Annotated in this window: 22 protein-coding genes, 2 pseudogenes and 1 riboswitch; of the genes and pseudogenes, 8 read left to right on the top strand and 16 right to left on the bottom strand. The window is 70.2% G+C overall.

Translation table 11 applies throughout. The features are described from left to right. Positions 1-21: 21 nt before the first annotated feature. Positions 22-1,008 carry a DMT family transporter gene (locus SLUN_RS06005; RefSeq protein ID WP_371413812.1) on the top strand — a complete coding sequence of 329 codons (987 nt, stop codon included), beginning with the start codon at positions 22-24 and terminating at the stop codon, positions 1,006-1,008. Here the strand turns inward: SLUN_RS06005 and SLUN_RS06010 are convergent. Then, positions 999-2,330 (bottom strand): aminotransferase class I/II-fold pyridoxal phosphate-dependent enzyme, encoded by a 1,332-nt coding sequence (locus tag SLUN_RS06010; RefSeq protein WP_108154560.1) that lies wholly within the window; start codon positions 2,328-2,330, stop codon positions 999-1,001. The genes SLUN_RS06005 and SLUN_RS06010 overlap by 10 nt on opposite strands. Before the next feature lie 23 nt (positions 2,331-2,353). Between SLUN_RS06010 and SLUN_RS06015 the strand changes: the two genes are divergently transcribed. Continuing rightward, positions 2,354-3,034 (top strand): pyridoxamine 5'-phosphate oxidase family protein, encoded by a 681-nt coding sequence (locus tag SLUN_RS06015; RefSeq protein WP_108147502.1) that lies wholly within the window; start codon positions 2,354-2,356, stop codon positions 3,032-3,034. 144 nt (positions 3,035-3,178) lie between these two features. Here the strand turns inward: SLUN_RS06015 and SLUN_RS06020 are convergent. The 3 genes and pseudogenes from SLUN_RS06020 to SLUN_RS06030 all read right to left on the bottom strand — a co-directional run. Further along, positions 3,179-4,168, bottom strand: a pseudogene (locus tag SLUN_RS06020) (DMT family transporter); the annotation flags it as partial. Positions 4,169-4,330: 162 nt separating this feature from the next. Then, positions 4,331-5,350, bottom strand: coding sequence for an EamA family transporter (locus tag SLUN_RS06025; RefSeq protein WP_108147503.1), 1,020 nt, complete (start codon positions 5,348-5,350; stop codon positions 4,331-4,333). A 31-nt stretch (positions 5,351-5,381) separates the two neighbouring features. Then, on the bottom strand, positions 5,382-6,002 hold the full coding sequence (locus tag SLUN_RS06030; protein WP_108147504.1) for a peptidase: 621 nt from the start codon (positions 6,000-6,002) through the stop codon (positions 5,382-5,384). A gap of 330 nt (positions 6,003-6,332) precedes the next feature. Between SLUN_RS06030 and SLUN_RS06035 the strand changes: the two genes are divergently transcribed. Continuing rightward, positions 6,333-6,761 (top strand): type II toxin-antitoxin system Rv0910 family toxin, encoded by a 429-nt coding sequence (locus SLUN_RS06035; RefSeq protein WP_108147505.1) that lies wholly within the window; start codon positions 6,333-6,335, stop codon positions 6,759-6,761. Positions 6,762-6,852: 91 nt separating this feature from the next. Here the strand turns inward: SLUN_RS06035 and SLUN_RS06040 are convergent, their stop codons facing one another. Continuing rightward, positions 6,853-7,452 (bottom strand): PadR family transcriptional regulator, encoded by a 600-nt coding sequence (locus SLUN_RS06040; protein ID WP_108147506.1) that lies wholly within the window; start codon positions 7,450-7,452, stop codon positions 6,853-6,855. 138 nt (positions 7,453-7,590) lie between these two features. On the opposite strand from SLUN_RS06040, the gene SLUN_RS06045 reads away from it, so the two are divergent. After that, positions 7,591-8,412: a PhzF family phenazine biosynthesis protein gene (locus SLUN_RS06045; RefSeq protein WP_108147507.1), complete on the top strand. Its 822-nt coding sequence runs from the start codon at positions 7,591-7,593 to the stop codon at positions 8,410-8,412. A 60-nt stretch (positions 8,413-8,472) separates the two neighbouring features. On the opposite strand, the gene SLUN_RS06050 is transcribed toward SLUN_RS06045, so the two are convergent. After that, the gene (locus SLUN_RS06050) at positions 8,473-9,225 is read right to left on the bottom strand and encodes a CPBP family intramembrane glutamic endopeptidase (RefSeq protein WP_217502639.1); all 753 of its coding nucleotides are present in this window, start codon (positions 9,223-9,225) and stop codon (positions 8,473-8,475) included. A 209-nt stretch (positions 9,226-9,434) separates the two neighbouring features. Here SLUN_RS06050 and SLUN_RS06055 point away from each other — a divergent pair, with 209 nt between their 5' ends. Next, entirely contained in the window at positions 9,435-11,231 is a 1,797-nt protein-coding gene (locus SLUN_RS06055) for a substrate-binding domain-containing protein (protein ID WP_108147508.1), read from the top strand. Here the strand turns inward: SLUN_RS06055 and SLUN_RS06060 are convergent. Next, positions 11,222-12,733: a glutamate-cysteine ligase family protein gene (locus SLUN_RS06060; protein WP_108147509.1), complete on the bottom strand. Its 1,512-nt coding sequence runs from the start codon at positions 12,731-12,733 to the stop codon at positions 11,222-11,224. The genes SLUN_RS06055 and SLUN_RS06060 overlap by 10 nt on opposite strands. 493 nt (positions 12,734-13,226) lie before the next feature. On the opposite strand from SLUN_RS06060, the gene SLUN_RS06065 reads away from it, so the two are divergent. Together SLUN_RS06065 and SLUN_RS06070 are read left to right on the top strand one after the other, a co-directional pair. Next, positions 13,227-13,814, top strand: a complete 588-nt coding sequence (locus SLUN_RS06065) for a hypothetical protein (protein WP_108147510.1) — start codon at positions 13,227-13,229, stop codon at positions 13,812-13,814. A 287-nt stretch (positions 13,815-14,101) separates the two neighbouring features. Beyond that, entirely contained in the window at positions 14,102-14,308 is a 207-nt protein-coding gene (locus SLUN_RS06070; RefSeq protein ID WP_281397349.1) for a DUF5999 family protein, read from the top strand. Between the two features lie 74 nt (positions 14,309-14,382). On the opposite strand, the gene gcvP is transcribed toward SLUN_RS06070, so the two are convergent. Then, complete coding sequence (gene gcvP / locus SLUN_RS06075; RefSeq protein WP_108147512.1) at positions 14,383-17,268, bottom strand: aminomethyl-transferring glycine dehydrogenase; 2,886 nt, start codon at positions 17,266-17,268, stop codon at positions 14,383-14,385. A 196-nt stretch (positions 17,269-17,464) separates the two neighbouring features. Further along, positions 17,465-17,567: riboswitch (glycine riboswitch) on the bottom strand. Between the two features lie 102 nt (positions 17,568-17,669). Here gcvP and SLUN_RS06080 point away from each other — a divergent pair. Next, positions 17,670-18,107, top strand: coding sequence for a PRC-barrel domain-containing protein (locus SLUN_RS06080; RefSeq protein WP_257153904.1), 438 nt, complete (start codon positions 17,670-17,672; stop codon positions 18,105-18,107). Here SLUN_RS06080 and SLUN_RS06085 read toward each other — a convergent pair. From SLUN_RS06085 to SLUN_RS06120, 8 genes and pseudogenes are all read right to left on the bottom strand, one after another. Continuing rightward, positions 18,026-19,518, bottom strand: a pseudogene (locus tag SLUN_RS06085) (DNA polymerase IV); the annotation flags it as partial. The gene SLUN_RS06080 and the pseudogene SLUN_RS06085 sit on opposite strands and share 82 nt — an antisense overlap. 38 nt (positions 19,519-19,556) lie before the next feature. Beyond that, on the bottom strand, positions 19,557-20,153 hold the full coding sequence (locus SLUN_RS06090) for a MerR family transcriptional regulator (RefSeq protein WP_108147513.1): 597 nt from the start codon (positions 20,151-20,153) through the stop codon (positions 19,557-19,559). A gap of 170 nt (positions 20,154-20,323) precedes the next feature. Further along, positions 20,324-20,797 (bottom strand): bifunctional nuclease family protein, encoded by a 474-nt coding sequence (locus SLUN_RS06095; protein ID WP_006123076.1) that lies wholly within the window; start codon positions 20,795-20,797, stop codon positions 20,324-20,326. A gap of 53 nt (positions 20,798-20,850) precedes the next feature. Then, positions 20,851-21,594: a transcriptional regulator FtsR gene (ftsR, locus tag SLUN_RS06100; protein ID WP_108147514.1), complete on the bottom strand. Its 744-nt coding sequence runs from the start codon at positions 21,592-21,594 to the stop codon at positions 20,851-20,853. 42 nt (positions 21,595-21,636) lie between these two features. After that, positions 21,637-22,518: a double zinc ribbon and FHA domain-containing protein gene (locus SLUN_RS06105; protein ID WP_179955311.1), complete on the bottom strand. Its 882-nt coding sequence runs from the start codon at positions 22,516-22,518 to the stop codon at positions 21,637-21,639. Between the two features lie 148 nt (positions 22,519-22,666). Next, the gene (locus SLUN_RS06110) at positions 22,667-23,533 is read right to left on the bottom strand and encodes a DUF881 domain-containing protein (protein ID WP_108147516.1); all 867 of its coding nucleotides are present in this window, start codon (positions 23,531-23,533) and stop codon (positions 22,667-22,669) included. Positions 23,534-23,538: 5 nt separating this feature from the next. Next, positions 23,539-23,871, bottom strand: coding sequence for a small basic family protein (locus SLUN_RS06115; protein WP_023543062.1), 333 nt, complete (start codon positions 23,869-23,871; stop codon positions 23,539-23,541). After that, positions 23,868-24,797, bottom strand: a complete 930-nt coding sequence (locus SLUN_RS06120; RefSeq protein ID WP_108147517.1) for a DUF881 domain-containing protein — start codon at positions 24,795-24,797, stop codon at positions 23,868-23,870. The genes SLUN_RS06115 and SLUN_RS06120 overlap by 4 nt, the downstream gene beginning before the upstream one ends. Between the last annotated feature and the right edge of the window lie 85 nt (positions 24,798-24,882).

The raw sequence follows: 24,882 nt of genomic DNA on the forward strand, positions 1-24,882 counted from the left end.
CAAGCCGCGATCGTAGGTCGCATGAGCACCGCCCTTCCCTCCCGGACCTCGCAGGCTCCTACCCGCGCCCCCGTCGATCCCGTACGCGGCCGACGCACCATCGACTGGCGCATCCGGTTCGCGGTGCTCTGCTCGGTCTGGGGCTTCAGCTTCCTTCTCATCAAGGTCGGCACCGGGGCGTACGCGCCCTTCCAGGTCACCTTCGGCCGGCTCTTCTTCGGTACGGCGGTGCTGGCCGTCGCCATGATGGTGCGCCGGGAACGGCTGCCGCGCGGGGTGCGCACCTGGGGGCATCTCGCCGTCGCGGCCTTCCTGCTCAACGCCCTGCCGTTCTCGCTCTTCGCCTACTCCGAGCTGACGATCCCCTCGACCCTGGCGGGCATCTGCAACGCCACTTCGCCGCTGTGGGGCATGGTGCTCTCGCTGGTCGCGCTCTCCGAGGACCGGCCCACCCGCCGCCGGGTCGCCGGTCTGGGCATCGGCTTCCTGGGCGTGCTGACCGTGCTCGGTGCCTGGCAGGGCTTCTCGGGGCTCGACTTCCGCGGTACGGCGATGGCGCTGCTCGCCTCGCTGAGCTACCCCATCGGCTGGATCTACGTCCGCCGCACCTTGGCCGGCAGCAGCAACTCCCATCTGTCCCTGACCGGTGCCCAGTTGTTCCTCGCGACCGTTCAACTCGCTCTGGTCACACCTCTGTTCACCTCAATGCCGACGTCCTTCCCGGTCGTCCCGCTGCTCGCGGTGCTCGCGCTCGGCACCCTGGGGACGGGATTCGCGCTGCTCCTGCAGTACGGGCTGGTCGCCGAGGTCGGCCCGACGACCGGGCAGATGGTCACGTACTTCATCCCGGTCATCGCCACGGCGGCGGGCGTCGCGGTCCTGGGTGAACAGCTCAGCTGGAACACTCCGGTCGGCGCGCTGATCGTCCTGGCGGGCGCGGCGCTCACCCAGAGCAGGCCGAAGAGACCCGTTCCCCGCGACCCGGTGGCCCCTGCCGCTCAGCCGTAACTGCGCGCGGGCGCCGGGCCGGCCGCCGACGCCACCGCGTCGGCGACCGGCTCGATGTCGTCCATCTCCAGGTCCGAGACAGTGAGCCGCACACCGGGCGGCGCGGACATCCTGAAGCGGGCCCCGGGGGCGACCGCCCAGCCCGCGTGCAACAGCCGCGCCACCGCGCCGGTCTCGTCGGGGACGGGCACCCACACATTCATCCCGCTGCGCCCATGGGCCTCGATGCCACGTGCCGCCAGGGCCTGTACGAGCGCGTCGCGCCGCTCACCGTACGACCGCGCGACAGCATTCGGATCCACCGCGCCCGTCGCCCACAGGTGCGCCACAGCGCGCTGCAGCAGCCTGCTGACCCAGCCGGGCCCGAGCCGCTGGCGTCCCAGGACCCGGTCGACGGTGACGGTGTCACCGGTCAGTACGGCGATGCGCAGGTCCGGTCCGTACGCCTTGGCGGCGGAACGCACCAGCGCCCAGGTGTCCGTCACCCCGGCGAGGGCGTGCAGCGGCAGATCGACGATGGCGTGGCCGTGGTCGTCCTCGATGAGCAGGGTGCGGGGGTAGCGGGCGAGAACTGCCCGCAGTTCACGCGCGCGTGCCTCGCTCACCGCGGCTCCGGTCGGGTTCTGCGCCCGGTCGGTGACGATGAGCGCCCTGGCGCCGTCGGCGAGCGCCCGCTCCACCTCGCCCGGCAGCGGCCCGTCGTCGTCGAGCGCCACGGGCACCGGCCTCAGCCCGAGCGCGGGCACCAGATCCAGCAGGCTTCCCCAGCCGGGGTCCTCGACGGCAACCGCGTCGCCGGGCCTGAGGTGCGCGGCGAGGATCCGCTCGATGGCGTCCAGCGACCCGGAGGTGACGGCGAGCGGCCCGTCGGGAACGCCGTCGGCGTCGAGTCCGGCGCGCGCCAGCCGTGCGAACTCCGCGTCGATGGGGGCCCGGCCGTACAGACCCGGCGCCTGCGCATTGTGCCTGGCCGCGGCGGCGAGGGCGTCGTGCAGCGGCGGCAGAAGCGCGGTGTCGGGGTTGCCCTCACCGAGGTCCCGTACGCCGGGCGGAGCCTCGACCCGGATGGACCCGCGCGCGGTACTGGCCGGCCTGGGGCGCACCCGGCTGCCCTTGCGCCCCGCGGTCTCAATCACTCCGCGGTCGCGCAGGGTCCGGTACGCGGACGCGACGGTGTTGGGGTTGACGCCCAGCTCGGTCGCCAACTCCCGCATCGGCGGCAGCAGTTGCCCTGGTTCCAGCTCTCCGGCGCCGACCGCGCGCTCGACGCTCGCGGCAATCTCCGATGCGCCACGCCCCACGATCCGATACTCTCCTAGCACAAACATGAGTATGCACTAGTGCAATGGAGTACGCAATGCCGGACGTCTACGAGCCGACCGATCGCACCGTCCCGACCCGCTCCCGCGAGCGCGCCGCGTACGACCGCGAGCTGGTCCACTCGATACTCGACGAGGCGTACGTCTGCCACCTCGGTTTCGTACGCGACGGCGCGCCCGTCGTCCTGCCGACGCTGTACGCGCGCGTGGACGATCACTTGTACGTCCACGGCTCGACGGGCTCGCGCCCCCTGCGCATGGCGGGCGAGACCGACCCGGGACTGCCGGTGTGCCTCACGGTCACCCATGTCGACGGCCTGGTCCTGGCGCGCTCGGCGTTCCACCACTCGATGAACTACCGCTCGGTCGTCGTCCACGGCACGGCCCACCAGGTCACGACCGTGGAGGAGAAGCGCGCCGCCCTGGACGCCCTGGTGGACCATGTGGTCCCGGGCCGCGCCGACGACTCCCGCCCGGCGAACGCCAAGGAACTGGCGGCGACGGCGGTCCTGCGGCTGGACCTTACGGAGGTCTCGGCCAAGATCCGCACGGGCGGCCCGAACGACGACCCGGAGGACGCGACGCTGCCGTACTGGACGGGAGTCGTCCCCCTGTCCACCCGGTACGGCACCCCGATCCCGGCGGATGACCTGGACGAGTCGATCGAGGTCCCGGAGTACCTCAAACCACCCCCCGCCGGCGATTGAGGCGCGGGCCCGGGGCTGAGACCCGAAACCAAGCCCCGCCGGCGATTGAGGCGCGGGCCCGGGGCTGAGCCCCGGTCCGGGAAGGGGCGGGGAACAGGCCCGCCGCAGGCGCCCCCGCGGGCCCGCACCCACACCCGCACCGCCCCTCCTCCGCCCCACCGCCCCGCGCCTCCGCCGCCGCCAGCCCGCCACCGCCGTCAGCAGCAGCAGCGTCCCCACCACCGTCGCCGCCATCAGCCGCTCACCCAGCACCGCCACCGCGATGACCGCCGCGCTCACCGGCTCCAGCAGCATGATCACCGAAACCGTCGCCGATCGCACGACCGCCGCCCCCGCGAAGTAGAGCGCGTACGCGAGAGCCGTCGGCACCGCCGCCACGTACACCACCAGCCAGATCACCCGCCCCAGTTCGGCCGTGTGCGGCAGCAGCCCCTCCCCGATCGCCATCGGCAGCAGCCCCACCGACCCGATCGCAAAGGCCCACGCGGTCGTGGAGAGCGCGTCGCCGCCGCCCCCGTCCCGCCCCAGCCACCGCGTCAGCAGCGTGATCGCCGCGTACCCGGCCGCGGAGAGCAACGCGAGCGCGACCCCCAGCGGCCGCACCGTCCCGCCCTCCCCGCCGAGCACCAGAACCACGAGTCCGGCCAGCGCTCCGGTGATGGCGATGACACCGCCCCGCCCGAGCCGCTCCCCCATGGTCAGCCGCGCGCCCACGGCGATGAGGACGGGGCCCGCGCCCAGCGTGACGACCGTGCCCACCGCGAGGCCGGTCGCCTGGACGGCAGCGAAGTAGGCGCTCTGGAAGAGTGTGAGCCCGATGCCCGTAGCGAGAATCCGCAGCACCCGGCGACGCCGCGGCTCCGCGGAACCCCGGGCAGCGCCATCCACCGAGGCCCGCCGGTTGCGGCGCCCCCGCCATGCCAACGCGCCCAGCAACAGGACGAGTCCGCCCGCGCACCGCCAGAACGACAGCGCCAGCGGTCCCAGGTCGCTCGCCTGGAAGACCAGCGACGCGGCCGCGCCGGCGGTCCCCCACGCGACCCCGGCGAAGATCAGATAGAAAAAGCTCCGCCCGACGGCCAAGGGCACGCCGGCAGCAGGAGCGGAAGGAAGAGCAGCGAAAAATTTCGACACGTGACTTCTCCGTGTGAAGAAACGGGATGGTGGTCGCTCAGCTCCGTCACGCGGGCAGCGACGAACCGCTCGGGGACACCCCGAGCCCGGTCTTCGTCAGAGAACGGCCGCCCGCGCTAAGCGGCAGGGGGCGGAAGTACGGTCGAATGCATGATCGGCACTTTACGTGGCAGCGTGCGGGGCGGACAACTCGACTTCGGGCACGGCCGGCTGGGCCACAGTCTCCGGCCCGCCACCCGCCACCGGCCCGGACGGCGCCTTCGGAGACTTCGGTGACGTCGATGTCCGGGACTGCGCGATGAACGCCCCCGCCAACACCACCGCTCCGCCGAAGATCTGCGGCGCCGACAGATGCTCCCCCAGCAGCACCCACGCCAGTACGGTCGCGATCACCGCCTCCAGGCACGCCACCACACCCGCCACCTGCGGCGAGAGTTTGCGTACCGAGATGACACCGGTGACGTACGCGACGACCGTCGCGATCAGCACGACCCAGCCCAGCAGCAGCCCCGCCGGCACGAGCGTCCCGCCCAGGTCCGCGCTGCCGCCGAGCAGCGCCCAGTCCATGCCCCACGGCCGCGCGATCACCGTCAGCACCACCGTGCCGATGAGCAGTCCGTACGCGATCACACCCAGCGGATCCGCCGCGTCCTCCCCCTCGCCGCCCTGGTCGGCCAGGACGAAGTAGCCGACCTGGCAGCACGCGGCGGCCAGCGCCAGCAGCAGCCCGAAGGCGTCGAAGGTCAGCCCCGCCCACACCTCCACCACGCACGCGAGACCGGCGACCGCGAGGACGACGCCGACCGCGGCAGCGCGCGTGACCGGCCTGCGCTGTACGAAACGGACCCAGCCGAGGACGAGCGCAGGCGCAAGGTATTCGATGAGCAGCGCGACACCCACCGGGATCCGGGAGATCGCCGCGAAGTAGCAGGCCTGTACGCCGGCGACCGCGAGCAGCCCGAAGCCGACCAGCAGTGCGGGCCTGCGCAGCACCAGGTCACGGTGGCGCCAGGCCACCGGCAGCATGATGAGCGCGGAACCGGCCACTCGCAGCCACACCACATGCAGCGGGTCGAGACCCGCTTCGATCAGCGGCTTGGCCGCGACACCTGAACCACCGAATGCGAACGCCGAGCCCAGGGCGAGTCCCAGGCCGGCGCTCCTTCCCCGAGACGCGTGCATCGGCACATCATGTCAGCGGGAGTCAGGAGCGTCATCCCCGTGACACATGTCGAGACGCTTCGGATATCCGGCCGGCCAGCAGCGCCGTGTCCACCCCGCCCCGCTCGAGCACCTCCACGGCACGGCATTCGCGGTCGGCGGCGAGGCAGGCGAGCAGATCGACGCCGCCGGCCCGCTCGTCACCGCGCAGTTCGGCCCGCTCCAGCGCCCCCTCCATCGCGGTGACCGCCGACGGCGACCACCCCGACAGGTCCGCCCCGGACACACCCGGCACACCCGGCACACCCGGCACAGGTGACATCTCCGCACCCGCGGCCGCCGCCGCACCCACGTCCGTCCCGCGTAGGACGGGAACCGTGCCGGAGTCCTCCACCGAGCCCTGCCAGCGCAGCCCGTATCCGATGCTGCGCTGTACGAGATAGCCGAGCACCCGGGCGATCTGCGGTCCGCCACCGACGACCGTCCGCACATCCGGGTCCGATTCGATCAGCGAGTGCAGCAGATGAGCCGTGTCGATCTGCCGGTCGCCATCGCGCAGCGCCCTTCTGCGCGCACCCGCGACCACCGAGGCCAACTCCACGGTGAGTCTGGCGCCGATCTCGGTACGGGTGGCGGCGGGCTGCTGAGGCACCCGCGGGACAGGGCTTTGCACATCTCCCACCTCATCAGCTCCCAGGGGCCCGTGCGTCGCCGTGGGGGCCCATTTCCACATCCCACGGAGGTTGGGCAGGCACGGCCGGTTTCTCCTCCTTACGGATGAGATCACGACAGTTCTCCCCGGCGCGCGGCTCACCAATCTGTTCCGGGCGGCCGTCCACTGCCACGACGAGGGACCCCACCCCGCACCTCGGACTGGTTCGACTCCGCCGCGATAGGGCAGCTCCAACTGGCCGAACTGATCTGACTGTTCATCAGTATTGAATGTTCGGACGGGTGCGGCTACGTTCCGCGACACCGGAACCCGACGAGAAGGGGTGGTCGTATGGCCGAAGTGAGTGCCGAGGCCCGTATCGAGGCACCGGCCGAGAAGGTCTGGGCCCAGCTGACGGACTTCACTGCCTACGACCAGTGGAACGCCACCCACACCAGCTTCCCCAAGGGCGGGCCCGCAACCCTTGAGCTGGGAGCCACGTACGAGGAGAACATGAAGCTCATGGGGTTCCCCGCCGAAGTCGCCTGGACCGTGGAGGAGTTCGAGGCCGGCCGGGTGCTGGGCATCAGGGGCAAGGGCCCGATGGGCGTCAATGTCGGCAACCGCTACACGCTCACGCCGGACGGGGACGGCACAAAGGTGCGCATCGACGGGGAGTTCACGGGAGCCGCGGTGTCACTGATGGCCGGCAAGCTCAAGGACTCGGCGACCGCCGCGCTCAACGAGTCACTGCGCAAGCTGGGCGGTCTCGTCTCCTGATCAACGCCACCTGATCACCGGCACCCGACCCTCGCACCGGCGCACGAGCGGGGCCCCGCGCACATGCACGGGGCCCCGCTCGCGCCGCGAGTCAGTTCTCGTCGGCGAGGATGAGATAGAGCTTCTTACGGGCTTCGTTGATGACCGAGACAGCCTTCTGCCGCTGCTCGGTGCTGCCGGTCTTCCAGACCTGACCGAACGCCTCCATCAGGCCGAATCCGGCCTGCCGGATCTCGTTGACGGTCTCCCAGTCGACTCCGCGCCCGGCCTCTTCCCACGGGGCATCCGGCCCCGATTCGGCCTCGGCGCGTCCGGTTTCGGTGAGCGTGAACAGCTTCTTGCCGCCCTCGCTCCGGCTGGTGATCAGACCTTCGTCCTCGAGCAGCTGGAGCGTCGGGTAGACCGAGCCGGGGCTGGGCCGCCAGGCCCCGCCGCTGCGCTCGCCGATCTCCTGGATCATCTCGTAGCCGTGCATCGAGCGGTCCTTCAGCAGAGCCAGGATCGAGGCGCGCACGTCACCGCGCCGCGCCCTTCCCCGACCGCCGCCACGACCGCGTCCACCGCCGAAGGGTCCACCGCCGAACGGCGGTCCGAACGAACCGAACGCCCCGCGCCGCCCCTCGAAGTCGCCCCGACCCTGATGGCCGGGCCCGCAGTTCCCATGACCCTGACCGTGTCCTTGTGAACGCATCGCTACGCTCCTTCCATCGTTGATCTGTCGCGATGCGTCAACGATATATCGGAATAGGTCGGCTGACAACACCCAATCGGTCCAGCAACCGCGAATTGGCCTTGGCCTGCGGCTTTGCCGCACCCCTACGGTCGGTTCATGCGGATTCGAATCGTCGACGCCTTCACCGACCGCCCCTTCGCCGGCAACCCCGCCGGAGTCCTGCTGCTGGACTCCGACCACTTCCCCGCCGACTCCTGGCTCCAGCAGGTCGCGACGGAGGTGAACCTCTCGGAAACCGCCTTCGCCCACCGTCTCCCCTCCGGCGGCGAGGCCGACTGGGCACTGCGCTGGTTCACCCCCGCCACCGAGGTCGACATGTGCGGGCATGCCACGCTGGCCACCGCCCATGTCCTGCACACCACGGGCACCGCGAGCGGCACGGTGCGCTTCACCGCGCGCTGCGGCATCCTGAGCGCCACCGCCCACCAGGACGGCACGATCACGCTCGACTTCCCCACCGCACCCCTCACGCCCGTCGAGATCCCGGACGGTGTCGCCGCGGCGCTGGGCGCGAGGGTGATCTCGGCCCATGACACGGGCGCGGACATCGGCGACCTGGTGGTCGAACTGACCGACGAGCGGACCGTACGCGGGCTGACGCCCGACATCCCGGCACTGGTGGCGCACTCCGCGCGCGGCATCATCGCCACGGCCGCCGCCGAAGACCCGGCCGCCGGCTACGACTTCGTCTCGCGCGGCTTCTTCCCCCGGGTCGGCATCGACGAGGACCCGGTGACCGGCAGCGCGCACACGGCCCTCGCGCCGTTCTGGTCCGCGCGTCTTCGCCGCGGCGAACTCACCGGGCTCCAGGCCTCCGCCCGCTCCGGCCTGGTCCGCACCGCACTGCGCGGCGACCGCACCCTGTTGACCGGCCGAGCCGTGACCGTCATCGACGGCGAGCTGCTCACCGCGCCCTGACAGGCCGAAACGCCAAGGGGCGTACGGCACTCGCCGTACGCCCCTTGCTGCCCTCGCCGATCACGGCGTGGGCAGCCACCCCACCCTCCCGGCCAGCAGCGCGTATCCGACAAAGGCCACGATGTCGAGCAGCGCATGCGCCGCCACCAGCGGCCCGACCCGCCCCCACCGCCGGTAGAGCAGGACGAAGACCACACCCATCACCATGTTGCCGACGAAACCGCCGACGCCCTGGTAGAGGTGGTACGAGCCGCGCAGCACCGAGCTCGCGACCAGCGCCGCCATCGGCGTCCACCCCAACTGCCCCAGTCTGCGCAGCAGATACCCGACGACGATCACTTCCTCCAGTACGGAGTTCTGGATCGCCGACAGGATCAGCACCGGAAATTTCCACCACACCTCGGGCAGTGATTCGGGCACCACGGTGAGGTTGAAACCGGCGGTGCGCGCCACGAGATAGAAGGCCAGCCCGGCGCTGCCGATGACCGCCGCGACGAGCGCGCCGCGTCCCAGATCGGACCATGGTCTGCTCCGGTCGAAACCGATCGACCGCAGGCCCGCACCCTCGCGCATCAGCAGATGCGCGACGAGCAGGACGGGCACCAGCGCCGTCGCGATGTCGAAGAGCTGCCAGGCGAGATCGAGCCACGGGCGCCCGGGGGCGAACGACCCGTTCAGCGTCGCCGCCTGGTCCTTGAGGCCCCCTGGTTTCGTCAGCGATCCGACAAAGCTGATCAGCGCCGACACTCCGCTCGCGCCGAGCGAGAGGGCCAGTACGAGCAGCATCTCGGACCGCAAGATCCGTCGCGACATGCCCTCTTGAGGAAGAGAATCAGCCACGCGTCCCGCTTCCGCCTGCACACCTGCCTCCAGTTGTGTATTCCCGCCTCATCCCCATCCTCGCCCCGCTAGGGTCTCGAATACAGGTACGAAGATCGCGCGCGACAGGCCGGGGGACAAGCGTCATCGCAATGACGCGGTCCCCTTTTCCTTGCTCATCGTTCAAGGAGGGGCACCACCGCATGGGACGTCACAGCTTGCCCGACGACGACATGAGGGGCGGAGGCAGGTCCCGTCCGCGCGTGCGCCGTCGTACGGTCGCCGGCGCCACCATGCTCGTTCTCGCCCTGGCGGCGGGCACGGGAGTCGCCGCCCAGAGCGGACTGCTGTCCTTCGCGGACTCCTGCAAGGACGCGGCGGTCCGCCTGGAGGTGGTCGCCTCCCCCGACATCGCACCGGCCGTGCGCGCGGTCGCCGACAGCGCTCGTCAGCAGGAGGTCACCTCCGACGGGCAGTGCATGGATGTACGTGTCACCGCACGCGAGAACTACAAGGTCGCCCAGGAACTGGCCGTCGCCGGCAACAAGCCGGAGTACGAGGTGTGGCTGCCGGACTCGGCCTTCTGGGCCGAGCGCACCAAAGCCCTGGGGGGCGGCGTGCCCCTCACCCCGGCCGGCAATGTCGCGGTGTCCCCGATAGCCCTGGCCACGGTCCACGCGGCGGGCACCGAGCTGGGCTGGCCCGGGAAGACGTACACCTGGGCGGAGTTGACCGCGGCTGCCACCACGACGGAAACGCTGCGCCTCGGCGCCGCCGACCCGGCCCGCAGTGCCACCGGGCTGCTGGCGCTCACCAGTGTCTCCGCGTCCACACAGAAGTCGGGCCCGGACGCCGACACCAAGGTCGCGGCCACCGCCAAGGCGCTGTCGCGGCGGGTGTCCCCGGCCGACTCGCAGGTCGTGCGCACGCTCGCGCGGGACGGCTCCGCCGAGGACGTCCGGGATCCCCGGCGCAACCAGGCCGTGTTCCTCTCCGAGCAGGCCGCCTACGCGTACAACTCCGCCACCTCATACTCCACACGAGACCTCGAGCTCTTCTATCCCAAGGACTCGGCGCCCCGGCTGGACTACCCGTACCAACTGGTCGACGAGTCCGAGCTGAGCACCGACGAGAGCCGGGCCGCGACGCGCTTCATGGCCCTGCTGGGCGAGCCGGAGCCCCGGCGCACCCTGGCCGCGCACGGCTTCCGTGCGGCCGACGAGGCGGCCGCGGAGAGTCTCGTACGCACGGCGGGCGGCCGGGCGCCGCAGCCGTTCACCGCGACCGAAACCGCCGCTCCGCTCCGCCCGGACGCCCTCCAGGAAACGCTCGGCCTGTGGACCATCACCGTGCAGAGCGCCCGCCTCACCACGGTCGTCGATGTCTCGGGATCCATGCAGGCGCCGGTGCCCGGCCGTGACGCGCAGAGCCGGCTCGATGTCACCAAGGCCTCGCTGCTCCAGGCGATGGAACAGTTCACACCCGAGGACGAGATCGGGCTGTGGGAGTTCGCGACCGGCCTGGACGGACCGCGCGACTACCGCAAGCTCGTGGCGACGGCCCGGCTCGGCGCTCCCGGCAAGGGTGGCGGCACCCACCGCGCTCAGCTCGCCGAGGCCTTCAAGGCGCTCGCCCCGGTGCCGGAAGGCGCGACCGGCCTGTACGACACGACGCTGGCGGCCTACAAGGAGGCCCAGGGCAGCTACGTGAAAGGCAAGTTCAACGCCCTGGTCATCCTCACCGACGGTTCCAACCAGGACCGGTTCAGCATCACCCGCAGCGCGCTGCTCAACCAGCTGAAGAAGCTCAGCGACCCGCAGCGCCCGGTACCGCTGATCGCCATCGCCGTCGGCCCCGACGCCGACCTCCGGGAGGCCGACCAGATCGCCAGGGCGGCGGGCGGTGCGGGGTACCAGGTGAGCGACCCCGCCGAGATCCAGGCCGTGATCCTCAAGGCGATCATGGCGGTCGGGCAGGCGGGGCAAGCCGCTCAGGAGTGAGCACCGGGGAAGCCGACCGGCCAGGTGTGCACCGGCTCGCCCTCATGCATCAGCTCGCAGTAGCGGCGGGTGGTGGCCGCGAGGGCGGCGTCCCTCTCCAGACCGGCCTCCAGGGCCCGGTGGTAAGTGTCCGCCTGCCAGGAGGCTCCGTTCACCCGGCGCCTGCACCGCTCCTCGATCACACCGAGATAGAAGTCGCGGTCGGCGGGCTCGACGTTCCACGCGTCGAGCCCGGCCGCGGCGAGCGGCAGCAGTTCGTCGCGCACGAGCTTGACGGCGGGCACCTGCGTGATGCCGCCGGCCCGGCCCGGGCGCGGCCACCGGAGCTCGGCGTCGATGCCGTGACGGCACGCCGTGTCGAAGTTCTCGGCGGCGGCGGCGAAGGGCAGCCGGGTCCACACGGGCCGGGCCTCCTCGGCGAGCGCGCGCACCAGCCCGTAGTAGAAGGCGGTATTGGCGATCACATCGGTGACCGTGGGGCCGGCGGGCAGCACCCGGTTCTCCACCCGCAGATGGGGTACACCCTCGTCGATTCCGTACACCGGCCGGTTCCAGCGGTAGACGGTGCCGTTGTGCAGGACGAGTTCCTGGAGCCGTGGCACACCGCCGTCGTCGATCACCCGGAGCGGGTCCTCGTCGTCGCAGATCGGCAGCAGGGCGGGGAAGTAGCGCAGATTCTCCTCGAAGAGGTCGTACGCCGAGTCCACCCATCGCTCGCCGAACCAGGTACGCGGCCGTACGCCCTGCGCCTGGAGCTCGGGCGGGCGGGTGTCGGTTGCCTGCTGGAACAGGGGCGGCCTCGACTCGCGCCACAGCTCTCTGCCGAAGAGGAACGGCGAGTTGGCACCGACCGCGACCTGTACGGCGGCCACCGCCTGCGCGGCGTTCCACACGTCGGCGAACCGTCCGGGCGTGACCTGCAGATGCAGCTGCACGGAGGTGCAGGCGGCCTCGGGGGCGATCGACGCCGAGGTACACGTCAGGCGCTCCACACCGGAGATGTCGAGTGTGAAATCCTCGCCCCGCGCGGCGACGATCTGGTCGTTGAGCAGGGTGTACCGGTCGACGTCCGAGAGATTGGCGGAGACCAGGTCCTGCTGGGCGAGCGTCGGGAGAATTCCGATCATCACAATCCCCGCGCCGACTTCGTTCGCTTTCCGATGGGCATAGCCGAGGCCGGTGCGCAACTCCTCGGCCAGCTGGTCGAGAACACGCCCGCCCAACCGGTGCGGAACGATGTTTACTTCCAGGTTGAACATTCCGAGCTCGGTCTGGAAATCATGGCTCGCGATGCGATCGAGTACCTCCTTATTCATCATCCGTGGCATCCCGTCGGCACCTGCCAGATTCAGTTCGATCTCGAGGCCCATGAGATTCTTGGGCCGGTCGAACCTCTTCTCGGCCAGCAGTCTCCCCAGTCCCGCGAGACACTGCTGCAACTTTCTCCGGTACCTTTGCCGATCGGACAGGTCGATTCCGCCTGCCACGACCTTCTCCCCCATCGAAGCGTCCCTCCTCGAGTGGGCAGTCCCACGGCCGCCGTACGCAACGGCCGCTCGCGTCACGGACGATAATGCCCAGACTGACTGATCCATAACGTCCCACAGGCGATCCGGGACCGGTAGTGTGGACAGAGGCTCCAGCGGCACATTCCTACGGCATGTCGCACTATGCAGTTTGCACTGCCCGACGCCTGGTGAAAAGCACCGACTGGTTTCGGCCGACCGCGCGACAGCGAAAATCCCAGGCCGGAGCCCTGCCTTCACGTAATATCGAGAGTAACTCCGCAGAACAAAGACCTGATATCGCCTTGCCGGAAATACCTGCGATCGCTAGTGGAAACACTGCGAGAACACGCGTCGTATAAACTCCGCAAACGAGGCAGAGAGTTGGCGCCCGGTGGCCTTTCCGGCCCCCCTCTGGCCCCGCACGCTGACCGTGCCGTCCGCACCTGCCCACGCTCCAACGTGTCTCCGAAGTGAGAGGCGACCCACCATGCCGCTGCATGTCCCCCCGGCTCCCGCGCCTGCCCTGCGCAGTGTCCTCGCGGCTCTCGGTTCTCCCACGGCCGTGCGCGAGGCCCGCACCCCCGCTCTCAGGTCCGTCCAGGGTCCTCTGAGCCCAGAACTGCCGCTCCCGGTCCACGTACTGGACCAGATCGTGCCGAGCGGCCATGCTCCCTACACCCGCCTCACGGGCTGGCGCTTCCTGATCCGCAGCGGCGAACGAGCCGTGGCCGCGGCGGAGACGACGCTCACCCCCGACGGCTGGACCTTCTCCCACTTCTTCGAAGGCCCCTACCTCAGCTCCACGGAGCGGGCACTGCGCCAGGCCGAATCGATGCGAACGCCCTTCCAGCCCCGACTACTGTCCATTCCCGAGCTCTACATGCTCACGCTCTGGCTGCACGGCGACACGGACGCGGACGCCTCGGCGGGCACACCCCTGCCGACGGACGTCCTCGTGCCGCTCGCCCCCGCGCCGCCGGGCATCGCCGCACACCGTCCGCACCGGGTCGCCGATCTGCTGCCGGTCATGACCCTGCGGCTCGCACCCGCCCCGCTGCTCGGCTCACCCGCCTGAAACCACCCGCCTCGCGCCCCGTGACCGCCCGGTCGCGGGGCGCACTGGTGCCCCGGGTGGACTAGTCCAGACCGGCCACCCCGAACCACCCGAAAGGACATTGGACTTGAGCTGAACCGTCCGCCCGGGTGATACGTCATTAAGCAGTAAGAAGTGCTGCCGTGAAATCCCTGCGGATTGACGCCCGTGGGGCAACACTGGGACCGGACCGACAGATACGGGGGGCGGCCATGAACACTTCATCAAGCCGCAGGACACTCACCACACCGCAGCGAAAGAACCCACCCATGTGCCAGCACCAGCCACTCTGCCCGACCTCCGACTCAGCCGACCGGGAAGCGGCACGTCTCGTGGCGCACCACCCGGAGCAGGGCTGGAGCCTGCTGTGCAACGGCGTCCTGCTCTTCGAGGACACCGGTGAGCTCCTGCCTGACGGGCAGATCATCGCTCCGCACCGCCCGCGCGAGACCGGGCAGGTGATGACGGCCGCCTGAAGCGCCGTCCGTACGACCGGGGGCCGGCCGGAGAATTCGCTCCGTACCGGCCCCGACGCGTGTCCGCCCGCGTGTCAGTTGTCGTACTCGTCCAGCGGCGGGCAGGAGCAGACGAGGTTACGGTCGCCGAACGCGCCGTCGATCCTGCGCACCGGCGGCCAGTACTTGTCCGAGGCGCTCACACCGGCCGGGAAGACCGCCTCGTCCCTGCTGTAGGCGTGCTCCCACTCCCCGCCGAGCGCGGCCGCCGTGTGCGGGGCGTTGCGCAGCGGGTTGTCGTCGGCGGGCCACTCGCCCGACGCGACCTTCTCGATCTCCCCGCGGATCGCGATCATCGTCTCGCAGAAGCGGTCGATCTCGTTCAGGTCCTCGCTCTCGGTGGGCTCGATCATCAGCGTGCCGGCCACCGGGAAGGACATCGTCGGCGCGTGGAAGCCGTAGTCGATCAGCCGCTTGGCGATGTCGTCGACGCTGACGCCCGTCGCCTTCGACAGCGGCCGCAGGTCCACGATGCACTCGTGCGCCACCAGCCCGGCCGGGCCCGTGTAGAGCACCGGGTAGTGCGGCTCGAGGCGCTTGGCGATGTAGTTGGCCGCGAGCACGGCGACCTGGGTCGCGCGCTTGAGGCCCTCGCCACCCATGAGACGTACGTACGCCCACGAGATCGGCAGAATGCCCGCCGAGCCCCACGGCGCGGCCGAGATCGGGCCGACACCCGTCTCCGGGCCGGCGGTCGGCTGGAGCGGGTGGTTCGGCAGGTACGGGGCGAGGTGCGCCCGCACACCGACCGGACCGACGCCGGGGCCTCCGCCGCCGTGCGGGATGCAGAAGGTCTTGTGCAGGTTCAGGTGCGAGACGTCGCCGCCGAACGTGCCGGGCTTGGCGAGGCCCACCAGGGCGTTGAGGTTGGCGCCGTCGACGTACACCTGACCGCCGGCCTCGTGCACCAACGCGCAGATGTCGGCGACATGCTCCTCGAACACACCGTGCGTCGACGGGTACGTGATCATGAGGACGGACAGCTCGTCGCGGTACTGCTCGATCTTGGCGCGCAGGTCCGCGATGTCCACCTCCCCGTCGTCGGCGGTCTTCACCACGACGACCTTCATGCCGGCCATCACGGCGCTGGCGGCGTTGGTGCCGTGCGCGGAGGACGGGATGAGGCAGATGGTGCGCTGATCGTCGCCGCCCGCACGGTGGTACGCGCGTACGGCGAGCAGGCCCGCGAGCTCGCCCTGCGAACCGGCGTTGGGCTGGATGGACACCGCGTCGTAGCCGGTGACCTCGGCGAGACGCTCCTCCAGCTCGCGGATGAGCGTGAGATACCCGGCGGCCTGCTCGACCGGGGCGAAGGGGTGGACCGCCGCGAACTCCGGCCAGGTCACCGGCTCCATCTCGGTGGTCGCGTTCAGCTTCATGGTGCAGGAGCCGAGCGGGATCATGCCCCGGTCCAGCGCGTAGTCACGGTCGGCGAGCTTGCGCAGGTAGCGCAGCATCGCGGTCTCTGAGCGGTGCTGGTGGAAGACGGGGTGCGCAAGGTACTCGTCGGTCCGCAGCAGGGCCTGGGGAAGCGTTTCCTCAGTGGCCGCGTCGAGCGCCTCGATGTCGCCGTCGACGCCGAAGGCCGACCAGACGGCGGACAGTTGCGCACGCCCGGTGGTCTCGTCGCAGGCGATGGAGACCGCGTCGCCGTCGACGAGGTGGAGGTTGACCCCGCCCTCGCGGGCGGCGGCCACGACCTCGGCGGCCTTGCCGGGCACCCGCACGGTCAGTGTGTCGAAGTACGTACCGTGCACGACCTCCACACCGCCGGCGCGCAGCCCCTCGGCGAGCAGCGTCGCGTAGCGGTGGGTGCGCTGGGCGATCGAGCGCAGGCCGTCCGGACCGTGGTAGACCGCGTACATGCCCGCCATGACGGCGAGCAGGACCTGGGCGGTGCAGATGTTGCTGGTGGCCTTTTCGCGGCGGATGTGCTGCTCACGGGTCTGCAGCGCGAGCCGGTAGGCCTTGTTGCCGTCCGCGTCCACGGAGACACCGACGAGCCGGCCGGGCAGACTGCGCGCGAACGTGTCGCGTACGGCCATGAAGCCGGCGTGCGGACCGCCGAAGCCCATCGGGACACCGAAGCGCTGGGTGGTGCCCACCGCGATGTCGGCGCCCAGCTCGCCGGGCGAGGTGAGCAGGGTCAGCGCCAGCAGATCGGCTGCGACGGTGACGATCGCGCCGAGCTCGTGCGCCTGGTCGATGACGGGCTTGATGGTCCGTACGGCACCGGAGGCGCCCGGGTACTGCAGCAGCACGCCGAAGACACCGCGCTCAGCGATGTCGGCCGGGATGCCCTCGCTCAGGTCGGCGGTGACGACCTCGACTCCGGTCGGCTCGGCGCGGGTCTGGATCACCGCGATGGTCTGCGGCAGGGTGTCGGCGTCGACCAGGAACACGCCGTTCCTGACCTTGCCGACCCGGCGGGCGAGCGACATGGCCTCGGCGGCGGCGGTGCCCTCGTCGAGCAGCGAGGCGCCGGAGGTCGGCAGGCCGGTCAGATCGGCCACCATCGTCTGGAAGTTGAGCAGCGCCTCGAGCCTGCCCTGGGAGATCTCCGGCTGGTACGGCGTGTACGCGGTGTACCAGGCCGGGTTCTCCATGACATTGCGCAGGATGACCGGCGGAGTGAACGTGCCGTAGTAGCCGAGGCCGATCATCGGCGCCAGCACCTGATTGCGGTCGGCCAGCGTGCGCAGCTCGGCGAGAACCTCGGCCTCGGTGCGCGCGCCCGGGAGGTTCAGCGCCTCCGCGTTCTTGATCACATCAGGCACCGCGGCGGCGGTCAGCTCGTCCAGCGAGCCATAGCCCACCTGCGCGAGCATCTTGGCCTGGGCCTCGGCGTCGGGCCCGATGTGGCGCTGCTCGAAGGGGGTGCCTCGCTCCAGCTGGGAGAGCGACATGCGGTTGGCGGTCATTAGGGAGGCCTCCTGGTCTGACACGACCTGCGAGGGCACCACGGCGCGGATGCCCGGACGGCCTCCCCCTCTGTCATCTCAACCTGAGAGTTTCACCGGACCGTCCGCAAGCGGGAACTCCCGCACACGACGCTCCGGCTTTCACCGTCGGTGAGAGCGGATGCCGTCCGACACCCGCCCTGCTTTCCAGAGTGACCTCGTCCGTGCGGTACAGGGGCCTGAGAGATTCCGGGGAGGATTTGCTCCTTCGGCGCCACCGGCACTTCGACTTCACCGGAGGACTCTCCCGCACGGGGTCAGCAGCCGCCTGCCAGCCTACCAGCGCGCCCCCTCGGCGATCGCTCAAGTGGCCGACACCCCCAATGTGCACTTTTGTAGTATTTAAACAGCAGTTGCGACCTATTGGAGGGACCGTGCAGACCGATATCGATCCGCGCAGCCTGATCGGCCGCAAGGCGTTCGACCGCAATGGCACCAAGATCGGGACTGTGGACGAGGTGTACCTGGACGACGCCACAGGTGTGCCCGAATGGGCTGCCGTACGCACCGGACTCTTCAGCCGCGACGCCTTTGTCCCGCTGGAGCCCAGCGAGGTCGTCAACGACACCCTCCACGTCCCCTACGAACGCTCGCTGATCAAGGACGCCCCGGACTTCGGAGTCGGCCGCCACCTCTCCCCCGAGCAGGAGCTGCAGCTCTACCACCACTACGGCCTCGAACTCTCCGACGCACCTGAGACTCCTGCGCCGCCCTCCCCCGACGCGGACTCCGGCCCCGGCTCGGGCGCGGGCTCCGGCTCCGACCGGGACTTCGGCCGACTGGCCGGCCAGGAGGACTGAGCGGAGCCTTCCGCCGCCGGGGCAAGCGGCACCAGTGGCAGCGGATCGCCGGTCTCCAGGTCCGGGTCGTCCACCCTGAACGTCCGCACCCGCCCCGGCCGCGACCCCGGAACCTCGAAACGCACGGTGACCCGCCCCACCCGCTGCCCTGCACCCACCCCGCCCCGTACTCGGCATGCCGTACGTCGTGCCCGGGCAGCCAGCGCCGCTCGGCGGGCACCTCGGGCTCGCCGGCACCGGCCCCGCCGCCATCGGCGTCCGCGCCCTCGTGCGGCGCCGGCCCGCCCTCCGCCGCCGCCTCGGCCCCCGCCGCCTCGGATTCGGCCAGCTCACCTGCCGCGGCCGCCTGGGCGAAGAGATCCTCCTGGGTGTAGTCCGCGAGCCCGGTCACGCCCACCCCCAGCAGCCGCACCCCGCCCGTGGTGTCCACAGCCTCGAGCAGCCGCCCCGCGGCCTCCCGCACCACCCCGGGGTCGTCCGTCGGCCCTCGCAGCGTCTCCGAGCGCGTCAGCGTCGAGAAGTCGTACCGCCGCACCTTCAGCACGATGGTCCGGCCCGAGTGCCCGGAGGCCCGCAGCCGCTGCACACACCGCTCGGCGAGCCGCTCCACCTCGATCCGCACCCGCACCCGGTCGTGCAGATCCACATCAAAGGTGTCCTCGACCGACACCGACTTCGTGTCCCGCTCGGCCACCACCGGCCGGTCGTCGTGCCCAACTGCCATCCGGAACAGCGAGGCCCCGTGCGCCTTGCCCAGCAGCCGTACGAGCTCGTCCTCGCCCGCCTCCGCCAGGTCGGCGACCGTCGTCATGCCGGCCCGCCGCAGATGCTCCCCGGTCGCCGGCCCCACCCCGGGCAGCGTCCGCACGGACATCGGCCCGAGCAGCTCACGCTCCGTACCAGGCTCTATGAGCACCAGACCATCGGGTTTCGCCTGCTCGGAGGCGATTTTCGCGAGCATCTTGGATCCCGCGAGCCCCACCGACCCGGTCAGCCCCGTGACCACGCGAATGTCCGCACGCAGCCGCTCACCGGTCGCCCTGGCCGACTGCGCGTCATCGGCCGAGCCGCCCGCCTCCAGATCGACAAAGGCCTCGTCCAGGCTCAGCGGCTCCACCAGCGGCGAGAGCCGGCCCAGCAGCTCCATCACCTGCTCGCTCACCGACCGGTAGAGCAAGAAGCGTGGCACCAGATACGCCGCATTCGGCGCCAGACGCCGGGCCTGCGCCATCGGCATCGCCGAGTGCACCCCGAAGCGTCTGGCCTCGTACGAAGCGGTGGCGACGACCCCGCGTGGCCCGAGCCCGCCGACCACCACGGGCTTCCCGCGCAGACTCGGCTTCGCCGCCTGTTCGGCGGCGGCGAAGAAGGCATCCATGTCCAGATGCAGAATCGTAGGCGCGGCTCTCACATCTTTGATGCTGCCCTACGCCACTGACAACGGGCCGCTCAGACGGCCCGGTCGCGCCGTCGTCTGGCCAGTTCGTCGGCGGGGTTGTTCCCGATCAGGGTCTCGCCGGTGTCGACCCGCTCACCGTGCAGCTGCGAAAGCGCGGCCTCGACGTCCCGCCACACCACACCCACGGCGATCCCGAAGATCCCCTGGCCGCCCTGGAGCAGATCGACGACCTCGTCGGGCGAGGAGCACTCGTAGACCGTCGCGCCGTCGCTCATGAGCGTCATCCGCTCGAGATCCCTGAAGCCGCGGTCCCTCAGATGGTGCACCGCGGCACGAATGTTCTGCAGCGCGACGCCGGTGTCCAGGAAACGCTTGACGATCTTGAGGACGACCACATCACGGAAGCTGTAGAGCCGCTGGGTGCCGGAGCCGTACGCCGACCGCACACTCGGCTCGACCAGACCGGTACGCGCCCAGTAGTCGAGCTGCCGATAGGTGATGCCGGCCGCCGCACACGCGGTCGGCCCGCGGTAGCCGATCGTCTCCGTAGAGAGCTCGCCCGCACTGTCGTGAAGCGGATGCGGCACACTCTCCCCCAGACTGCGTCCGGGGAGACCCCCAGCCGTACTGTCGCCGCTGCTTCTCACGCCGACCTCCGTCCTTGACCTGCCATCTCGACGGTAGGCAGTCACCTGCGGTGCGTCAACGATCGCCACACTCGGCACGCCGAGTGATAATCACCCTGAGAGTGGTTTCCCGTGCCCCATTTCGGGGAAAGGCTGGCCGGTTGTGCCGAACGGCGCCCGCCCGGCGACACTCACTGGCTGTTGGTGCCGAAGTCCTCGGGCGAGATCTGATCGAGGAACTCGCGGAACTTCTCCACCTCGTCCTCCTGCTCGTCCGGGATGGCGATCCCCGCGTCGTCCAGCACCCCGTCACTGCCGTAGATCGGCGTACCGGTGCGCAGGGCCAGCGCTATGGCGTCGGACGGCCTGGCGCTCACCTCGACTCCACTGGCGAAGACCAGCTCCGCGTAGAAAACCCCTTCGCGCAGGTCAGTGATGCGGACCTCGGTGAGCTCCTGGCCCACCGCTTCCAGCACATCCTTGAAGAGGTCATGGGTCAGCGGCCTGGCAGGAGCCATGCCCTGCTGCGCAAAGGCAATGGCGGTCGCCTCCCCGGGACCGATCCAGATGGGGAGGTACCGGTCGCCTCCCACTTCACGCAGGAGCACGATCGGTTGGTTGGAGGGCATTTCAACCCGGACACCCACAACGTCGAGCTCGTTCACACAGCAACCCTAGGACGTGCCCGACCGGTTTGGGTAGTCGGGCTCCCCCATGATCACTGGAGTCGCACTCCGAGTGCGGTCTGCACCAGTGCGGCATGCAGCCGTACGGAGAGTGCCGCGAGCTCCTTGGCAGTGGCCTCGGCATGTGCCCTGGTCTGCGGATTGCGGTGCCGTCGCAGCGGCGATACCACCTGCTCGACCAGCCCGGCCTCACGATCGGCAGCGGCCTTCATGGCGCGCAGATGCCGCGGCTCGAGGCCGAATCTCCCCAGATCCGCGACAAGCCTGGCCACGGTCACCGACTCCGAGTCGTAGCCACCGTCCGCGTCGGCCGCGACTAGGCCGTACGACTCCCACTCGTCCAGCTCCTCCTCGCTCACCTCGGCGGCGGCGAGGAGCTCCGCCCGGCCCACCCGGGCAGCGGTCGGGCGATCGGAGTCGGAGTCCCAGGCACCGTCCAGCAGCTCCCGCTGCGCCCCCTGTGCGGGCAGCTGCGCCTGTTCCCCATGGCTCAGGGCGTCGAGATGCTCCCGGATGACCTTCAGCGGCAGATAGTGGTCCCGCTGCATCCGCAGCACCTGAGCCAGCCGCTCCACGTCCTCGGGGCTGAACTTGCGATATCCGGACGGCGTCCGCCGCGGCTCGACAAGACCTTCGGCCTCCAGGAAGCGGATCTTGGAGATCGTGACCTCGGGAAACTCCTCGCGCAGCCGACTGAGCACCGTACCGATGCTCATCAGCCTCTCGCCCGCGGTGGCGGTGCCGTGACCGGCACCGCCCGTCGGTGTTCGCAGCATGTACCTTCCTGGGGGTCCCCCCGGACGGAGTGTGGGGGAGGGTCAGAAGCCCCGCTGGCTTGCGTAGAAGACCAGCCGGTACTTGCCGATCTGGACCTCGTCACCGTTCGACAGAAGGACCGAGTCGATCCGCTCACGGTTGACGTACGTACCGTTCAGACTGCCGACGTCCGCGACGCTGAAGCCGCCGTCCGCGCCCCTGCGGAACTCCACATGACGCCGCGACACGGTCACGTCGTCGAGGAAGATGTCGCTCTGCGGGTGTCGGCCGGCCGTGGTCAGCTCGCCGTCCAGCAGGAAGCGGCTGCCCGAGTTCGGACCGCGGCGCACCACCAGGAGCGCCGAGCCGAGCGGCAGCGCGTCGACGGCCGCCTGAGCCTCGGGAGAGAGCGAGGGCACGGCGGTCTGCCCCGTCACCTCCGCGTCGTAGGCCTCGATGCCGGAGATGGAGATCGTCGAGGTCGTCTCGGAGGGGCGCTCCGCGGGCACTCCGCCGCGCAGCGGCGCACCACAGTTGGAGCAGAAACGACTGGCCTCGGCATTGCGGTGCCCACACCTCGTACAAACCAGCAGGGCCATGGACGGATCCTCCTGCCGCGGCTGCCCCGCGTGGGGATTGGTCGCATACGGGTCGGAGGCAAACCCTCCACCCGTACTTGAGGTTGATGGTTCCCCGAAACCTATGCGGCCCGGACCGGCAGGGTCAACAGATGACGCGCCGGGACCGCCCGAAATGTCACCGCCCGGACCAGCGATCTCGTCCCGGAAGAGCGGACGCTCGGCACCCTGCTCCTCCCCCTGGCCATGGCGCGGCGCGCGATGCCTGGCGTTGCCGCCGTCCTCGCGTGCGCTCTTGCCGAACAACTTCCCAAACAACTTCACGGGCGATTCCCCTTGACCGAAATAGACCCGCCCGTGGGGCAGGACGAACCCTCAATGATCACACCTGCCGACCCGGACATCCTCACAACGTCCGTAACCACCAGACAGTTTCCACCACGCGGCACACTTGTGATGTGCCGACCCCCCGAACCCTCATGCCCTCGTCCGCCGGACCTCATGCGCCGGCGCCTCACTGCGATGACGAGCGAGCGTAGTCAGGCCGCTCCGCAGGTCGCAAGGCATCCACAACGATCTTCTCCGACCGGGTCACGGTGGCGGTGGCCTGCTCCTTCTCCAGCGTCTGCACCACACCGCCGGGGATGTTCAGCGCCGGCTCCAGATCCTGCGGCTTACCGATGACCTTGAAGGTGTACGGCGCGGTGATCCGCTTGCCGTCCACCTCGATCTCGCCGCCGGTGCCGGTGAAGTGCGTGTCCGCGACGACCCTGATGTTGTTGACCTGGATCGCTTCCGCGCCCGCGGCCCGCAGTTCCTGGATCGTGTCGAGAAGCATGTCCGACTCGACGGTGCCGGACGGGTCTTCGATGGTCAGCGTGATGCCCGGTCCCTGCGCCGCGACCGTGCCGGCCAGGATGCCCAGCTGCTGCTCCTTCTGCTGCGTCTGCCTGCGCGCCTCTTCCGCCTGGTCGGAGCTGTTCTCCAGCTCGGCACGCTGGTCCTCCAGACGCTGCTTCTCGTCCTCGAGCCGCTGGGTGCGGTTGTCGAGTTCGTCGAGGATGCGCACCAGATCCTCTTGGCGGGCGCCGCGCAGCGCGCTGTTGTCGCTGTTCGAGCGGACCTGAATGGCGAGTCCGAGACCGAGGACGAACAACAGCACCGCGACGATGAGTTGGGCGCGCGTGACCCGCGGCGGCCACAGCACGGCGGCGAGCCGCTGCCGGCCCGTCCGCTGCACAGGCTCAGGCTCAGGCTTCGGTTCCGGCTCCAGCTTCGGTTCCGGCTCGGGCGCGGGCGCGGGCACGTCCGCCGACGGCACCACGGCCTCCGGCTCCTCGTCCTTGGGCGTGTCGCCCTTCGGGTTCTCTTCGCTGTTCATCGGCCTCACGCCCGGAACACATGCCGGCGGATCGCGGCAGCGTTGGAGAAGATCCGGATGCCGAACACGACCACGACACCCGTGGACAGCTGGGCGCCGACGCCCAACTTGTCGCCCAGGAACACGATCAGGGCGGCCACCACCACGTTCGACAGGAAGGAGACGACGAAGACCTTGTCGACGAAGATGCCGTCGAGCATGGCCCGCAGGCCACCGAAGACAGCGTCCAGAGCCGCGACGACAGCGATCGGCAGATAGGGCTCGACCACCGCCGGTACCTCGGGTCGGACCAACAGTCCGACCACGACTCCCACGACGAGGCCCAGTACGGCGATCACGATGTGCCCTTCCCTGTGTCAGCCGTGCCCTGCCCGTTGCCCTTCCCGGCGTCGGCGGTCTTCGGCTCTGCTGTACGTACGATCAAGCTCGGCGCCGCCGGCAGACGCACCGTTTCCTCACTGGAAATGTTGGTGCGGATACCGAAGTTCTCCTGCAACGCGTGCAGATACTGCCCGTCGGCACTGTCCTGGAACGCGGTGCTCAACTTCTTGCCGTCCCCCACCGCGAGCACGGTGTACGGCGGCACCAGCGGCTTGTTGTCGACCAGTATGGCGTCGCCCGCCGCTCGGATCGCCGACAGGGCGGTCAGCCGCTGCCCGTTGATGGCCACGGCCTCGGCACCGGACTCCCACAGGCCGTTGACGATCCGCTGCATATCGCGGTCCCGCACCCGGCCCGTGTCATTGAAGCCGCTGCTCTCCCGCGGCCCGTCGCCGCCCTGCTGGGTGTCCTTCGCATCGTCGACGACGAGCTTCACGCCCGGTCCCTCGACCTCGGTGGCACCGGACAGCAGCGCTACGAGTTCCCCCTGGTCCCCGCCCTGTGTCCTGAGAGCCTTCCGCTGCCGCTCCCCGACCTCGCCGCGGAGCTCGTCGACACTTCGCTCGAGCGCGTCCGCCGCAGACGTCTCCGCGTCGATACGGTCGATGAGCTCCTCGCGCTCCTTCGCCACGACCGGTGCCGATATCCGCGCCTGAGCGGCACCCACGGTCACGACCATCGCCGCCAGTACGAGACCGGCCGCCAGGCCGAGCTTCGCGCGCAGCGGACGGGGAAGGCCCCCGCCCTCGGCCTCCCTGCGGGCTGTCGCTTCCGCGTAGCCGTCGTCGAGGCTGTGCTCCATCACGTTCGTCAGCAGCGACATGGACGCATCGGGGCGCGGGGGTGGAGAGCCGGTGCTCCGAACGGGGGGCTGCTGCGACATGCCGCACATCGTCGCACGTCGCAGGTGCTACCGCCGAATGGCCCCACCGGTGTGCCGGAAGCCGTCCAACGACAACTTCCGGCGC

This window comes from Streptomyces lunaelactis (assembly GCF_003054555.1).
Classification (GTDB): domain Bacteria; phylum Actinomycetota; class Actinomycetes; order Streptomycetales; family Streptomycetaceae; genus Streptomyces; species Streptomyces lunaelactis.

What these genes read in the sequence shown, in the direction of transcription:
- SLUN_RS06015 (WP_108147502.1), top strand. Translation starts at nt 2,354, where the DNA reads ATGGAGTACGCAATGCCGGACGTCTACGAGCCGACCGATCGCACCGTC.
- gcvP (WP_108147512.1), bottom strand. Translation starts at nt 17,268, where the DNA reads ATGACCGCCAACCGCATGTCGCTCTCCCAGCTGGAGCGAGGCACCCCC.
- SLUN_RS06050 (WP_217502639.1), bottom strand. Translation starts at nt 9,225, where the DNA reads ATGTCGCGACGGATCTTGCGGTCCGAGATGCTGCTCGTACTGGCCCTC.
- SLUN_RS06120 (WP_108147517.1), bottom strand. Translation starts at nt 24,797, where the DNA reads ATGTCGCAGCAGCCCCCCGTTCGGAGCACCGGCTCTCCACCCCCGCGC.
- ftsR (WP_108147514.1), bottom strand. Translation starts at nt 21,594, where the DNA reads ATGCTGCGAACACCGACGGGCGGTGCCGGTCACGGCACCGCCACCGCG.
- SLUN_RS06040 (WP_108147506.1), bottom strand. Translation starts at nt 7,452, where the DNA reads ATGCGTTCACAAGGACACGGTCAGGGTCATGGGAACTGCGGGCCCGGC.
- SLUN_RS06070 (WP_281397349.1), top strand. Translation starts at nt 14,102, where the DNA reads ATGTGCCAGCACCAGCCACTCTGCCCGACCTCCGACTCAGCCGACCGG.
- SLUN_RS06045 (WP_108147507.1), top strand. Translation starts at nt 7,591, where the DNA reads ATGCGGATTCGAATCGTCGACGCCTTCACCGACCGCCCCTTCGCCGGC.
- SLUN_RS06055 (WP_108147508.1), top strand. Translation starts at nt 9,435, where the DNA reads ATGGGACGTCACAGCTTGCCCGACGACGACATGAGGGGCGGAGGCAGG.
- SLUN_RS06065 (WP_108147510.1), top strand. Translation starts at nt 13,227, where the DNA reads ATGCCGCTGCATGTCCCCCCGGCTCCCGCGCCTGCCCTGCGCAGTGTC.
- SLUN_RS06005 (WP_371413812.1), top strand. Translation starts at nt 22, where the DNA reads ATGAGCACCGCCCTTCCCTCCCGGACCTCGCAGGCTCCTACCCGCGCC.
- SLUN_RS06025 (WP_108147503.1), bottom strand. Translation starts at nt 5,350, where the DNA reads ATGCACGCGTCTCGGGGAAGGAGCGCCGGCCTGGGACTCGCCCTGGGC.
- SLUN_RS06060 (WP_108147509.1), bottom strand. Translation starts at nt 12,733, where the DNA reads ATGGGGGAGAAGGTCGTGGCAGGCGGAATCGACCTGTCCGATCGGCAA.
- SLUN_RS06035 (WP_108147505.1), top strand. Translation starts at nt 6,333, where the DNA reads ATGGCCGAAGTGAGTGCCGAGGCCCGTATCGAGGCACCGGCCGAGAAG.
- SLUN_RS06110 (WP_108147516.1), bottom strand. Translation starts at nt 23,533, where the DNA reads ATGAACAGCGAAGAGAACCCGAAGGGCGACACGCCCAAGGACGAGGAG.